Origin of the sequence: Zhihengliuella alba, assembly GCF_039538765.1 — a bacterium.
Taxonomy (GTDB): Bacteria; Actinomycetota; Actinomycetes; order Actinomycetales; family Micrococcaceae; genus Zhihengliuella; species Zhihengliuella alba.
Genome location: NZ_BAABCJ010000002.1, coordinates 398,450 through 410,608, shown reverse-complemented (window position 1 = coordinate 410,608; position 12,159 = coordinate 398,450). Strand labels below are relative to the sequence as shown.

Here is a 12,159-nt window from a genome sequence, read left to right as displayed (position 1 = left end):
CCAGCGCCAAGGACAGATACAGCCCACCACGTACAGAGCGGGATAGAACGGGAGAGACAGTGGAACTGATCGGGAACGTATTCGTAGTGTTCGGCGGCGGCAGCGGGATCGGCCGCGAAGTGGTGCTCCAGCTGCTCCACCGGCGGGCGCGCGTCGCCGCCGTGGACGAGAGCCCCGAGGCGCTCTCCGAGACGTCCCGCCTGGCCCACGCCAACGACCGGCTCTTCATCCACCCCGTGGCCCGCGGCGACCGCGCCGCACTGCAGGCCCTGCCGAAGAAGGTCCTCGAGGCGCACGGCCGGCTCGACGGCGTGGTCAACCTGGCCGGCGTCGGGCAGGAGGTCCGCCCGGCCACCGAGACGGACCCGTCCATCATGGAGGGCGCCCTGGACGGCAATCTCCGCGAGGCCGTGGACATCGCCACCGCGTTCCTGCCCCACCTCGAGTCGCTGCCGAAGGCGTCGCTGGTCAACGTGGTGAGCATCGCCGGCGTGGTGCCGTTCCCGGGCCGGGCCGCCTACAGCACGTCGCAGTCGGCCGTGAAGGCGTTCACGGAGGGCCTGATCGCCGAGCACCAGAACGGGCGGCTGAAGGTCTCGCTGGCCATCGCCGGGGCCGTGGTCCCCGACGTGGACGGCAACGCCAACGGTCAGCTGCGCCCGGAGCCGCTCCCGGTGCGCATCGGCAAGAAGGACGTGGTCCCGGAGTTCACCAGCACCTACGCGGCCGCCGACGAGATCGTCCGCACGCTCGAGACCGGCAAGCCGCGCGTGGTCATCGGCAAGGACGCCAAGAAGATCGACCTGGTCTCGCGGCTGCTCCCGGGCAAGGCCGCGAGCATGGTCGCCGAGCAGAGGGCGCCGCTGGTCCGGTAGGTCCTACAGCTCGCTCTGCGGGGTCGGGTACTGGACCAGGTTGGAGAAGACCACCGGACCCGGCCCCTCGTTGCGGTAGCCGTGCGGCACGTCGGCCGGATGCGTCGCGGCGTCGCCGGGACCGAGGACCAAGGTCCGGTCCACCACGTTCAGCGTCAGCTCGCCCGAGCTGACGTACACCAGCTCCTTGGTGCCGCCGGGGTGCGGGCTGCCCAGGTACTCCTCGCCCGGGGACAGCTGGAACTCCCACAGCTCCGTGGTCCCGGGGAGGGACCCGGCCAGGCGGGCGCTGCCGCCGTCGTTCCCCTCCCAGAGCCGTGCGCCCTCGCCGGCGCGGACCACCTGCACCTGCTCGCGGGCGCCCAGCTCCACCAGGGACACGAAGGCGACGCCGAGGGCGTCGGCGATGGAGGACAGCACGGCGATCGACGGGTTGGCCTGCCCCTGCTCGATCATCACCAGGGTGCGCCGGCTGACGCCCGAGCGGGCGGCCAGATCGTCCAGCGTCCACGCGCGGGCGGCGCGCAGGCCGCGCACTCGTTGGGCGATGAGCGCGGCGATTTCCTGGTTGTCCGGCACGGCTGTCCTCAGTGATCGGGGCATGGGCTGGATTCAGTGTAGTGGGTTCGCGCCGTCACAACCGTGAGTGTTGCACACCATAGTGCAACATACTGCGCGAGGTGGGAGAATAGTTGCTGTGACGACCTATCGCGAGCTCTTCCGTGCCTCAGGTGTGTTCCGCATCGTGGTCTCGCAGCTGATCGCGAGATTCCCGGCGGGCATGCTCTCTCTTGCCGTGCTCATCCACGTGGAGGCGCAGCATGACGCCTACACCGCCGCCGGCCTGGTCCTCGCCGCGCTGGCGATCGGGCAGGCCGTCGCCGGCCCGCTGACCAGCCGGATGTTCAACCGGTTCGGCATGTTCCGCGTCCTCGGCATCACGCTGAGCATCGCGGCTGTGGCGACCTTCTCGCTGGCCCTGCCCGACCTCTCCGTACCGATGTACGGCCTGATCGCGTTCATCGCCGGCGTGGCGACCCCGCCGATCCAGCCCGCCGCCCGCTCGCTGTACCCCTCGTTGGTGGCCCCCGCGATGCGCACGCGCCTCTTCGCCTTCGATGCCTCCGTCCAGGAGGTCATCTGGATCATCGGGCCGGTCATCGTCACCTTCGCGTCGCTGACCATCCACAGCGCGCTCGGCATCGTGATCGCCGGCCTGCTCCTCCTCGCCGGCGGCATCTGGTTCCTCACTATCCCGCAGGTCCGCCGGGCGGTCTCCGAGCCGCCGGCCGGACGGCTCGGAAAGGTCCTCGCCTCGCACGCACTGCTGATGGTCTGCGCCGTCGGATTCGTCATCGCCGCCGCCACCGCAATGCTCGAGGCCGCTCTCGTGGCGATCTTCGGCCACGGCGGCATCGAGGCCGGCCTCATCCTGGCCCTGCTGTGCATCTCCTCGCTCGTCGCCGGATTCGCCGTCGGCCACGCCGAGTTGACCCGCTGGTCGCTCACGCGCCGCCTCGCGGTGCTCGCCGTCGGCCTCGGCCTCGCGGCCATGAGCACCGACTTCTGGTGGATCCTCGCCATGGGCGTCGTCGCCGGCGCGGGCGTGGCCCCGGTCATCGCGGCCATCACGCACATGACGTCCACGGCCGTCGCCCCCGGCGACGTCGCCGAGGCGTTCGGCTGGAGCACCACGGCGCAGCTCGTCGGCGTCGCCATCGGCAGCTCCGGTGCCGGGCTGCTGATCGACGAGTTCGGCGGCCAGATGGCCCTCGCCGGCGCGGCCATGGTGGCCGTGGCCGGCGTCGCGCTCGCCGCCCTGGTCAGCCAGGGCCAACCGGAGCGCGACCGGCACGACGGCGACTCCGGGCGCCCCCGCCGCGTCTGGCGGGTGCAGCGCCTCAAGGCGTGAGGGACCGCCGGCGGGCGCTCTGTTCAGGTCCTGCCCTCCGGCGTAGCGTGGCCCCATGGATGTCATTCTGGTTCCCGGATTCTGGCTCGACGCCGACTCGTGGGGCGAATCGCTTCGCCCGCTGAAGGATGCGGGGCACCGCGTCATGCCGCTGACCCTGCCCGGCAAGGAGTCGCCGGCGGCCGGCCGTGCCGGCATCGGCCTGCGCGACCATGTGGACGCCGTCGTCGACGTCGTGGACTCCGCCGAGGAGCCCGTGGTGCTCGTGGGCCACTCCGGCGGGGGTGCCATCATCCACGCGGTGGCCGACGCCCGCCCGGACCGGGTGGCGCACTGCATCTACGTGGACGCGCTTCCCCTCGGCGAGGGCGGCGTCATCAACGACGAGTTCCCGTCCGACGGCGACTCGATCCCGCTGCCGGGCTGGGACGCCTTCGAGGAAGCCGACCTCCGCGACCTCTCCGACGAGCTGCGGCAGCGGTTCCGCAGCGTCGCGGTCCCCGAGCCCGTGGGGGTGGCGACCGAGCAGCAGCGGCTCGGCGACGAGCGTCGCTTCGACGTCCCGGCGACCGTGATCGCCTGCGAGTTCTCCGAGAACGAGGTCCTCGAGTTCATTCGCCGCGACAGCCCGTTCACGGCCGAGCTGGCGAAGATCAAGACCAGACGGATCCTCGAGCTGCCCACCGGTCACTGGCCGCAGTTCACGCGACCGGACGAGCTCGGGGAGCTCCTCGCCCGGATCGTTGCCGCGGTGGACGGCGCGGACGGGCCCGCCGAGGCGGACCGGGACATCACGGAGCTGCAGCGCGAGACCTGGTCCGACGAGTCGGACACCGCCTACCTGCGGGACGACTAGGGCCGGCCGCCATCAGCTGGTCACGGCGCGGACGAAGCGCACCGGGACGGGCCCGGGGTTCGCATACGAGTAGCGCTGCGCGCTCGAGTAGACGCAGTGTTGGCCCGCGCCGAGCTCGGACCGACCGTCCTCCCGCTCGACGAGGAGCTGCCCCTCCGTCACGAGGATCATCTCGTGCCATCCGTCGGGATCGGGCTGGGCGTCGTACCGCTCGCCGGGGCCGAGGGCCCAGGTCCACAGCTGCGCCTCGCGACCGGCCGGCGCCGAGCCCAGCAGCACGGCGACGCTCTCCTCCGTGGCTCCGCGCCAGGCGACCTCGTCGATGTCGGTGGCCGGCGCCGTGGGACTCTTCACCAGCTCGACGAAGGTCGCGTCCAGTGCCTCGGCGAGCTGATCGAGCCCGGAGAGACTGATGTTGGCCTCGCCGGCCTCGACGTTGATCAGGGTGCGCCGGCTGATCCCCGCGCGGGCCGCCAAGCCCTCCTGACTGAGGCCGAGCGCCAGCCGGTGCCGGCGCACATTGCTCGCGACGTGGGCGAGGACGTCGGAGGAATTTGGCATGTGCACCATTCTGCACGCTAGAGTTGTGCAACATGTTGCACATGTCCCGCTCTGGCCGGAGACTCCGGTTCCGCGCCGTGTCCTTCACCCGGCAGGAGCTCGTCCTGGTGGCCGTCACGGTGCTGTGGGGCGCCACGTTCCTAGTCATCCACACGGCGATGGACCACAGCGGGCCCTGGTTCTTCGTCGGGCTGCGATTCCTCACTGCCGGCCTGTTCAGCATCATCCTCTTCCACCGAGTCCTCCGCGGCATGTGCTGGCGTGACCTCGGCGCCGGGCTGGCCATCGGCGTGACCATCTCTGCGAGCTACGGGCTCCAGACGGTCGGACTCCAGACCGTCAGCAGCAGCACGTCCGCCTTCATCACCGCCATGTACGTCCCCCTGGTGCCGTTGATCCAGTGGGTCGTCCTGCGGCGGCGCCCCGGCATCATGACCATGGGCGGAGCCGGGCTGGCGTTCGTGGGGCTGATCCTCTTCGCCGACCTCGGTTCCGTGGGGTTCCGGCTGGGCGAGGGCGAGGTCGCCACGCTGCTCAGCACGCTCCCGCTCGCCGCGGAGATCATCTTGATCGGCTTCTTCGCCGGCCGCGTCCACCTGGGCCGCGTCACGATCGTCCAGCTGGTCACCGCGGGGCTCCTCGCCCTCGCGGCGATGCCGGTGGCCGGCGAGTCGGTGCCGGAGTTCTCCTGGGTGTGGCTGCTGGCCGGCGTGGGGCTGGGCGCCGCGAGCTGCATCATCCAACTCGCGATGAACTGGGCGCAGCGCACCGTCTCGCCCACGCGTGCCACGATCAGCTACGCCGGGGAGCCGGTCTGGGGCGGGGTCTTCGGACGGCTGGCGGGGGACAGGCTCCCGCCGATCGCCGTCCTCGGCGCGGCCTTCATCGTGGCCGGGGTCCTGGTCAGCGAGCTCAAGCCGCGTCCGGCGAAACGGGAGAGCGCTACCGAAGCGATGGATCCTGTGTGAGGAAAGCGGCGACGTGGGCACCGAGCTCCGCCGCGACGTCGGCGGGCTCCCGTTTGACGCCCTTGACCGCGAAGGAGTGGTCGCCGCCGTCGATCCACACCAGGCGGGTCCTGCCGGGCTGATCCTGCTCGAGGCGTTGGACGACACCCTCGAGCAGGTCGGACTGGGCGAAGGTGTCGCGAGTGCCCTGCAGGAAGAGCTGCGGCACCGCGAGGCCGTACAGGTGCTCGTCGCGCAGTTTCTCCGGCTTCCCGGGCGCGTGCAGCGGGTACCCGAGATAGACGAGCCCGGCGGCCTCCATGCCCTCGGCCACGGCCATCGAGGCCATCCGGCCGCCGAACGATTTCCCGGCCGCCCACAGCGGACCGTCCACATGCTCGGCGGCGAAGCGCATCACCGACCGCCACGTCCCCACGGCGAGCGGCGGACGGTCGGGGAACTTCTTCCCCGCGTCCATGTAGGGGAAGTTGAAGCGCAGGACGCGGAGGCCCAGTCGGGCCAGCCCCTCGGCGGCGCCGCGCATGAACGGGTGCTCCATCCCCGCACCGGCGCCGTGGGCCAGGACCACGGTGGGCTTGCCGGAGGGACCGCCGGACGTCGTCGTACTGCCTTCCACGTCCGGGGAGGCCGGCAGGGTCCAGCGGCCGTTCACCTCGGTCTCGACCACGCCCTGGGGCGTCTCGGCGCGGACAGGAATGGCGACGGGGGAGTGGGTGACCATGGATTCCATTCTGGTCGACAGCGGATGCGACTCGAGACCAGCGACTGGCCAACGAGGACCGTCGTGCTCCGATAGCCTTCGAACTGTGGGCGACAATGATTGGCACTCTCCGGCTCCGATCCGTGGCGACGCCACGTGGTCTCGCCTCGCCCGGTTGGTGGCCGACCGCGAGTTCTTGCTGCACGGATCGCAGAGCCCTGGACTCGACGTGCTGAAGCCGAACGCACCGCTGGACTTCAGTGCCGATACGTTCTCGAAGACGAAGGGGGTCTTCGCAACCGAGGATCCGACCTGGGCCATGGCCTACGCCGTGCGCTCCTCGGCCTGCCGGCAGTTCCTCAATGCCTGCTTCTACCCTGGCGATGCCGCCGGGGAGTGGCGCGAGCGCCGGATCTTCCTCTCATACGCCTCCGGTGATGGCGACCTGTCGCCCTTGGCGCCCGGCGTCGTCTACGTGCTTCGACGGGAGGGATTCATTCGGATGCCGAGCTACCGGGACCCTGCGCTCGGTCTCATGACGGAGTGCCAGTTTGTGAGCACCGGAGCGGTTCAGGTGGTCGGGGAGATCCCGGTGGACCCGACGAACCTGCCCATCGAGCCGCGCTTCCACGACTACGACGTTGTCAGCGAACGATCAGCATGCCGCCCCGACGGATTCCCCTGGCACGACTGAGAAGCCGGCCCGAGTCCGCCCACGGCGTCGACGGCATTGGGCGCTGACTCGGCCGCCGCTTCTGCGGCCCCCGCTACCGGGGCGTGACCGAGGTGATCCAGGCGCTCTTCAGGCCGAGCTTGTCACGCATCTGCGTCCCGGTCATGCTCGCCGTCGCACCCGTGCTGGAGGTCGCGGTGATGGTGACGACCGCCAGGTCCACGCTGCTCTTCGTGTAGGCCACCTTCGCCACATCCCTCAGGCCGAACGCCGAGGCGATCTTCGCCTGGGGGACCGACTGCGTCCACGCCTTGTTCGGGTTGGCGGCCGCCGCGCTCAGGGACCACGGGTCCTTGTGCGAGCGCAGATATGGGACGGCGGAGCTGAAGACGGACTCCGAGTTGCGCGTGGCCCCGCCCGAGGAGGAGAAGTACAGGGCCTCGATGAGGCTGCTGCCGTACTTCACCACCGTGCCGGACGTCGGCGTCCCGCTCGAGTTCCGGCTGAGCGTGCCGTTCACGGCCGCCTTCCAGCGGGTGCCGTACGTCGCCTCGCCCTCCTTCTTCCAGCCGGTGAACTTCTGCGAGCGCACCTCGTCGTAGACGTTGCACGCGCAGTCGGCCTTCAGCGCGGACATCGCCCGCATCGCGTAGGTGCGCCCGGCGATGGCCTGGGCCTTCAGCGCCTCCGCCTGCCAGGAGGACGGCATCTCCGCCAGGCCGTAGAGGTACTCGTCGTTCAGCCGCAGCTCGTTGACCACGTTCAGTTTCGAGCTCAGCGGCTTCACGGTGATCTGGCCGTGCCGGTACACGCCGGCGGAGGAACCGCCGTCGGCGCCCGCGACGGACACCACCGTGTTTGCAGTGCCGCCCGTCCAGAACCGGGTGTTCTCCCACCGCACCGTCACGGCGGGAGCAGTGGTTACCACGCCGCCGCTGAGCACCACGCTGGAACCCGACAGTTTCATCGTCACCGCGGACCGGGTGGTCGAGTAGCTGCCGTTGGCGTAGACCCGCATGCGCCCATTGGTGGGCGTGATGGTGGTGGTGCCCGCGTGCAGCAGTTGGACCCTGATATTGCTCGAGGCGTGGGCGGTGGTGCCGGTGGTCGCCGCCGGGGCGTAGTAGTAGTTCAGGATCTGGGCGGCGCTGCGGCCGTCGGCCGCCTGCCCGCGGGCGCCGTACTGGCTCATGCCCACGCCGTGGCCCCACCCGGAGCCCGCGAAGGAGTAGCTCGCCGGCGACGGCGCGGTGCTCGGCCGGTAGGAGCCGGCCTTGAGGACCGAGCCGTGAATCCAGCCGGTGCGCGTCCCGTACTTCACCTGCCACCAGGTGCGCGTGGTCTCCAGGACGGTCACCCACGAGTTGGCGGGCACGGCGACCACGATGTTCGCCGACGAGTCCCAGCTCGGCGACGAGCGCAGATAGGTGTCCTGGGTGGTCATGGCCTGCCGCGTCGGGTTCAGCGTGGTGTGCCCGGCGGGGAGCGCTGCCTGGGCGGGTCCGGCCTCGGCCGGCACCACGACGCCGGGAGCCAGTCCCAGCCCGACGGCGAGCAGGAGCGCGGCGACCGCCGCGACGAGGCGAGGGGCGCGGGGCCCGGACCGTGGAGTGCGGTCTGACATGGCGGTTCCTAGCAAGCGATGACAGCGCGGAAGGCGGTCCGCGCCGATGCTCAATTGTACGTCTCTCGGGGCCCGGTGACGTGAGATCCCGGAGATCGAGTGCAGGCCTTGAGCGCACGGCGGGGCGGGCCTACGCTGGCCCTACACGGGCCGTCTGGACCCGCGGATAGGTAACCAGCTGAGGCGCCCGCACCCGGGCGCCCCGAGGCGAGGAGATCACCATGGGCACCGAGTTCGCCGAGAAGGACTTCGGCTCGAAGGAACTGGAGGAGGAGCACCTGCGGGAGATGCGCGAGGTGCAGGAGCTCCAGGAGAAGCGACACGAGACCGCCGAGCAGACGGGCTTCGACCACCTCCCCGCCGGCGACGGTGATTGACCGCTCGGGACGAAGGGCCCAGCGGGGCCCACGGACCTGGGTCGACGGATTGTCCTAAGGGATCTGGGCTGGCGGGTCCGGGCTGTTTCCGGTTGTCTTGGCTGACTAGGCTGGGGTGGTGACTCAGACCACTGAAGAAACGCCGCGCCTCCCGCCCGTGGACCGCGGGGCGGCGCGCGAGATGTGGCGTGCCTACCGGGCCGCGACCGCCGTCGTTCAGCATCCGGACGCGGCCGACGACCGCTTCGCAGACGACGCCGAGTACACGGTCGAGTACTTCGGCGACTCGCCCGCCCTCGCCGACGCCCTGCTGCACGAGGTGACGCATGGCGCCAAGCGGGCCACCGCGACACTCGCGCTCGAGTTCGCCGAGGACGGAGAGCCCATGCCGCGGATCGGTTCGCACTGGATCGCCTGCCACGGGTCGGGCGCGCCGGCGGCCGTCCTGCGGACCACGGAACTGCGCCTCGCGGCCTTCGACGACGTCGACGCCGCCTTCGCGTACGACGAGGGCGAGGACGACCGCACCCTCGAGTCCTGGCGCTGCGAGCACGAGCGCTACTGGCGGCGCACACGCGCAGCGGCCGGCCACGACTGGAGCCCCGAGGAGACCCGGCTGCCCGGGCGGGAGATCGTGCTGGAGCGCTTCGCCGTCGTCTGGCCGCCCGAGCTGGCCGACTGAACTCGGCTCGCTGGGTCGGCGCGGTCCGATTCGGGACGGTTTGTTTCGGCGCGGGTGGCCTCCGCGGCGCGGAGCCGCGTGAGCGGCGGCTGGGCGCTGCCTGAGAGTTGACTCGAACGACCATCCATCCATTGCCGACGGCGCGGCCCGGGCATAGCTTGGAATCGGTGGCGGGACGGAAAACAGGCCGTCACCTCGCCGTTCGCAACGGCGGCAGCCCACGGTGAAGGGAGCCATCATGAGCCACAGTCACGAGCAGTTCGAACCGGACGAGAACCAGACCGCGGGCGAGCCGGATCAGTTCTCCAGTTCCGCCGACTTCCGGCAGGACGGCGATATGGAGGCAGGGGCCGCCCAGGCCGATGCGACCCGCGTCGAGGGGGAGGACCGGACGGAGACGGCGCAGTCCGAGTACGGCACGCCCAAGAGCTCGGCCTCGGAGCAATTCGAGGGAGAGTCCCAGCCCATCGGGCGCGACCAGCCCCTCTCCGGCGAGGATGCCGGCCAGGAGGCGTTCAACGCCGCCGACCCCCGAGGAGACGCCAACGGCGATGTGGATCGGGCCGGCGGCTCCTACGGCGCCGAGCAGCCGGAGCACCTGCGCACGGACAGCTCCGAGGGCGGAGGCTCGGGAGCCGTCGGGGACTCCGCGATCGAGGACCCGGTCTCGGGGGAGGGCGGCTCGTACGGGGCGGAGCAGCCCGAGGGGTCGCGCACGGCGAGCTTCGGCGCCCCGGCCGGCGACGAGGTCAGCGGGCAGGAGGCGGCCAAGGGCTCAGACACGTCAGACTTCTACAGCAACGGCTCCTACGACGACGGCGGCCAGCGACCCGTCCAGGGCTTCGCGAACGACGAGCCCGAGACCCACGAGGAGGGCCCGGAACCGCGGCGCGACCCCGGCGGGGCCGACGAGTACGGCATCGGGGACGGCAGCCAGCAGGGCGAATAGGAGGCGGTCCATCATGCGACGCCCCCTACGCACAGCCGCAGCGGCCGTGGCCGCCGCCCTGGTGATGGTCCTCTCCGCCTGCAGCCTGCACGTCCCCACTGACCCGGACGGCACCCTAGACGCCGTGCAGGGCGGGACCCTCCGGGTCGGCGCGACCCCGCACGCCGGCTTCGTCGACGTCGCCGGCCAGGTCGGCCCGGACGGGGCCGTCTCGGACGATCAGGTCTCGGGGAGCGAGGTCGATCTGGTGCGCGGCTTCGCCCGCGAGCTCGGGGCCGAGGTCGAGTTCGTCGTCTCCAGCGAGGGCGAACTGGTGCGCCGGATCGAGGAGGGCTCCCTCGACCTCGCGGTCGGCGGCATCACCAGCAAGTCGCCATGGTCCTCCAAGGTCGGGGTGACCCGCCCCTACACGGAGGTTGTCCTGAGCGACGGCAAGAAGCACAAACTGGTCATGCTGGCCCCCATGGGCGAGAACGCGTTCATCAGCGAGCTGGAGCGACACCTCGACCGCGTGACCGGCAAGACGCAGGCGGGAGAAGGACGATGAGCGCGCTCACCGGACAGCAGCACCAACTGCCCGAGGAGGTCCGCCACCAGCTCCACCGCGCCGTGAAGCTCGAGTGGATCACGCTGGCCTATCTGGTGTTCACGCTGACGCTGGTGGCGTCCGTGATGGGCAACTCCCAGGCGATGAAGACGGCCTGGGTGGAGGACCTGCTCTCCGCAGTCCCGCAGATCGCCTTCCTCGTGGCGCTGGTCTACACCCGGCACAAGCGCAAGCCGAAGCACCCGTACGGCTACCACCGCGCCATGGGGGCCGGACACCTCGTCAGCGGCGTCACGCTCGCGTGCGTCGGCTCGTTGCTGGCCTACGAGTCGGTGGCCGGCCTGATCAAGGGCGAACACCCCACCATCGGGACCATCGCCATCCTCGGGCACACCGTGTGGCTCGGCTGGCTGATGATCGGCGCGATGAGCCTGATCGTGGTCCCCGCCGTCATCCTCGGCCGGCTCAAGATCAAAGCTGCCGCGCCCCTGCACAACAAGCTGCTCTACGCCGACGCGGACATGGCGAAGGCCGACTGGACCACCAACGTCGCCTCGATCGTCGGCGTGCTCGGCGTCGGGGTGGGGCTCTGGTGGATGGACTACGCCGCGGCGCTCCTGATCTCCGTGGGCATCCTCCGGGACGGCGTCCGGAACACCAGGAACGCACTGCTGGGCCTGCTGGACGCCCGCGCCACCACCTACGACGACAAGAAGCCAGACCCGCTGATCGAGGAGGTGACCACGACCGTGAAGGACCTCGCCTGGGTGTCCGACGCGGCCGCCCGCATCCGCGACATGGGCATGGTCTTCCACGTCGAGGTCTTCGTGGTCCCGCGCGGCGACGAGATACATCTGGACGAGGTGGAGGAGATCCTCGGTCGGGTGGAGGAGCTGGACTGGAAGTCGTACGACGTCGTGGTCGCCCCCGTGCGCGAGCTCCCCGAGCACCTCCTGCCTGAGTCCCGCCAACCGGCGGGCTGAGAGTCGCCTGCAAGTCTCCAAGGCGACGTTGACCCAGCCGACCCCGGCCTGATTAGGCTGGCCGTACACCACGATCCGGAGGTTCGAATGGCTGAGAAGAAGAAGGACGACACCCCGCAGATCAAGGACGACGAGCTCTACGAGGAGCTGCGCGACGAGGGCAACTCCAAGGAGAAGGCCGCCCGCATCGCGAATGCCGCGGCCCGTGACGGACGCTCCGAGGTGGGCGAGCGCGGCGGCGAATCGGGCAGCTACGAGGACTGGACCGTCGACGAGCTCCAGGACCGCGCCAAGGAGCTGGACATCACCGGCTACTCGGACATGAAGAAGGACGAGCTGATCGAGGCTCTCCGCAATCACTGACTCCGTGGCGGCGCCGCCGCCGACGGGATCACCGATGCCCGCGGCACCGCACTCGCGGTGCCGCACACCAGTGGGCACCGTACTTCGAA

The 12,159-nt window shown here is 70.6% G+C and carries 15 protein-coding genes; 11 read left to right on the top strand and 4 right to left on the bottom strand.

Annotation, left to right across the window (positions count from 1 at the left end; translation table 11 throughout):
• Positions 1 to 59: 59 nt before the first annotated feature.
• Positions 60 to 875 carry an SDR family NAD(P)-dependent oxidoreductase gene (locus ABD784_RS07615; protein ID WP_344882348.1) on the top strand — a complete coding sequence of 272 codons (816 nt, stop codon included), beginning with the start codon at positions 60 to 62 and terminating at the stop codon, positions 873 to 875.
• 3 nt (positions 876 to 878) lie between these two features.
• On the opposite strand, the gene ABD784_RS07610 is transcribed toward ABD784_RS07615, so the two are convergent.
• Positions 879 to 1,478: a helix-turn-helix domain-containing protein gene (locus ABD784_RS07610; RefSeq protein ID WP_344882345.1), complete on the bottom strand. Its 600-nt coding sequence runs from the start codon at positions 1,476 to 1,478 to the stop codon at positions 879 to 881.
• 94 nt (positions 1,479 to 1,572) lie between these two features.
• On the opposite strand from ABD784_RS07610, the gene ABD784_RS07605 reads away from it, so the two are divergent.
• A complete protein-coding gene (locus tag ABD784_RS07605) occupies positions 1,573 to 2,787 on the top strand; it encodes an MFS transporter (RefSeq protein ID WP_344882342.1) in 1,215 nt (404 codons plus the stop codon).
• A gap of 55 nt (positions 2,788 to 2,842) precedes the next feature.
• A complete protein-coding gene (locus ABD784_RS07600) occupies positions 2,843 to 3,643 on the top strand; it encodes an alpha/beta fold hydrolase (RefSeq protein WP_344882339.1) in 801 nt (266 codons plus the stop codon).
• A 12-nt stretch (positions 3,644 to 3,655) separates the two neighbouring features.
• Here ABD784_RS07600 and ABD784_RS07595 read toward each other — a convergent pair whose 3' ends face one another.
• Positions 3,656 to 4,204: a helix-turn-helix domain-containing protein gene (locus ABD784_RS07595; RefSeq protein ID WP_344882336.1), complete on the bottom strand. Its 549-nt coding sequence runs from the start codon at positions 4,202 to 4,204 to the stop codon at positions 3,656 to 3,658.
• A gap of 32 nt (positions 4,205 to 4,236) precedes the next feature.
• On the opposite strand from ABD784_RS07595, the gene ABD784_RS07590 reads away from it, so the two are divergent.
• The gene (locus ABD784_RS07590; RefSeq protein ID WP_344882333.1) at positions 4,237 to 5,172 is read left to right on the top strand and encodes a DMT family transporter; all 936 of its coding nucleotides are present in this window, start codon (positions 4,237 to 4,239) and stop codon (positions 5,170 to 5,172) included.
• Here the strand turns inward: ABD784_RS07590 and ABD784_RS07585 are convergent.
• Positions 5,147 to 5,893, bottom strand: coding sequence for an alpha/beta hydrolase family protein (locus ABD784_RS07585; protein ID WP_344882330.1), 747 nt, complete (start codon positions 5,891 to 5,893; stop codon positions 5,147 to 5,149). The genes ABD784_RS07590 and ABD784_RS07585 overlap by 26 nt on opposite strands.
• An 85-nt stretch (positions 5,894 to 5,978) precedes the next feature.
• Here ABD784_RS07585 and ABD784_RS07580 point away from each other — a divergent pair, with 85 nt between their 5' ends.
• Positions 5,979 to 6,566, top strand: coding sequence for a hypothetical protein (locus tag ABD784_RS07580; protein WP_344882327.1), 588 nt, complete (start codon positions 5,979 to 5,981; stop codon positions 6,564 to 6,566).
• Positions 6,567 to 6,639: 73 nt separating this feature from the next.
• Here the strand turns inward: ABD784_RS07580 and ABD784_RS07575 are convergent, their stop codons facing one another.
• Positions 6,640 to 8,169 carry a SpoIID/LytB domain-containing protein gene (locus tag ABD784_RS07575; RefSeq protein WP_344882324.1) on the bottom strand — a complete coding sequence of 510 codons (1,530 nt, stop codon included), beginning with the start codon at positions 8,167 to 8,169 and terminating at the stop codon, positions 6,640 to 6,642.
• Positions 8,170 to 8,390: 221 nt separating this feature from the next.
• Here ABD784_RS07575 and ABD784_RS07570 point away from each other — a divergent pair, with 221 nt between their 5' ends.
• The 6 genes from ABD784_RS07570 to ABD784_RS07545 all read left to right on the top strand — a co-directional run bounded on the left by ABD784_RS07570 (position 8,391) and on the right by ABD784_RS07545 (position 12,070).
• Positions 8,391 to 8,546, top strand: coding sequence for a hypothetical protein (locus tag ABD784_RS07570; RefSeq protein WP_344882322.1), 156 nt, complete (start codon positions 8,391 to 8,393; stop codon positions 8,544 to 8,546).
• A gap of 181 nt (positions 8,547 to 8,727) precedes the next feature.
• The gene (locus ABD784_RS07565) at positions 8,728 to 9,228 is read left to right on the top strand and encodes an ASCH domain-containing protein (protein ID WP_425582953.1); all 501 of its coding nucleotides are present in this window, start codon (positions 8,728 to 8,730) and stop codon (positions 9,226 to 9,228) included.
• A 238-nt stretch (positions 9,229 to 9,466) separates the two neighbouring features.
• Positions 9,467 to 10,177, top strand: coding sequence for a hypothetical protein (locus tag ABD784_RS07560; protein ID WP_344882317.1), 711 nt, complete (start codon positions 9,467 to 9,469; stop codon positions 10,175 to 10,177).
• A gap of 13 nt (positions 10,178 to 10,190) precedes the next feature.
• Positions 10,191 to 10,724 (top strand): transporter substrate-binding domain-containing protein, encoded by a 534-nt coding sequence (locus tag ABD784_RS07555; protein ID WP_344882314.1) that lies wholly within the window; start codon positions 10,191 to 10,193, stop codon positions 10,722 to 10,724.
• Positions 10,721 to 11,707 carry a cation transporter gene (locus ABD784_RS07550; protein WP_344882311.1) on the top strand — a complete coding sequence of 329 codons (987 nt, stop codon included), beginning with the start codon at positions 10,721 to 10,723 and terminating at the stop codon, positions 11,705 to 11,707. Before ABD784_RS07555 ends, ABD784_RS07550 begins: the two co-directional genes overlap by 4 nt.
• Positions 11,708 to 11,794: 87 nt before the next feature.
• Positions 11,795 to 12,070 (top strand): DUF7218 family protein, encoded by a 276-nt coding sequence (locus tag ABD784_RS07545; RefSeq protein ID WP_344882308.1) that lies wholly within the window; start codon positions 11,795 to 11,797, stop codon positions 12,068 to 12,070.
• The last annotated feature ends 89 nt before the right edge of the window (positions 12,071 to 12,159 follow it).

Excerpts from the sequence above, each read along its gene's own strand:
- ABD784_RS07570 (WP_344882322.1), top strand. The coding sequence starts at position 8,391 with ATGGGCACCGAGTTCGCCGAGAAGGACTTCGGCTCGAAGGAACTGGAG.
- ABD784_RS07585 (WP_344882330.1), bottom strand. The coding sequence starts at position 5,893 with ATGGTCACCCACTCCCCCGTCGCCATTCCTGTCCGCGCCGAGACGCCC.
- ABD784_RS07550 (WP_344882311.1), top strand. The coding sequence starts at position 10,721 with ATGAGCGCGCTCACCGGACAGCAGCACCAACTGCCCGAGGAGGTCCGC.
- ABD784_RS07590 (WP_344882333.1), top strand. The coding sequence starts at position 4,237 with ATGTTGCACATGTCCCGCTCTGGCCGGAGACTCCGGTTCCGCGCCGTG.
- ABD784_RS07565 (WP_425582953.1), top strand. The coding sequence starts at position 8,728 with ATGTGGCGTGCCTACCGGGCCGCGACCGCCGTCGTTCAGCATCCGGAC.
- ABD784_RS07555 (WP_344882314.1), top strand. The coding sequence starts at position 10,191 with ATGCGACGCCCCCTACGCACAGCCGCAGCGGCCGTGGCCGCCGCCCTG.
- ABD784_RS07595 (WP_344882336.1), bottom strand. The coding sequence starts at position 4,204 with ATGCCAAATTCCTCCGACGTCCTCGCCCACGTCGCGAGCAATGTGCGC.
- ABD784_RS07610 (WP_344882345.1), bottom strand. The coding sequence starts at position 1,478 with ATGCCCCGATCACTGAGGACAGCCGTGCCGGACAACCAGGAAATCGCC.
- ABD784_RS07575 (WP_344882324.1), bottom strand. The coding sequence starts at position 8,169 with ATGTCAGACCGCACTCCACGGTCCGGGCCCCGCGCCCCTCGCCTCGTC.
- ABD784_RS07560 (WP_344882317.1), top strand. The coding sequence starts at position 9,467 with ATGAGCCACAGTCACGAGCAGTTCGAACCGGACGAGAACCAGACCGCG.
- ABD784_RS07600 (WP_344882339.1), top strand. The coding sequence starts at position 2,843 with ATGGATGTCATTCTGGTTCCCGGATTCTGGCTCGACGCCGACTCGTGG.
- ABD784_RS07545 (WP_344882308.1), top strand. The coding sequence starts at position 11,795 with ATGGCTGAGAAGAAGAAGGACGACACCCCGCAGATCAAGGACGACGAG.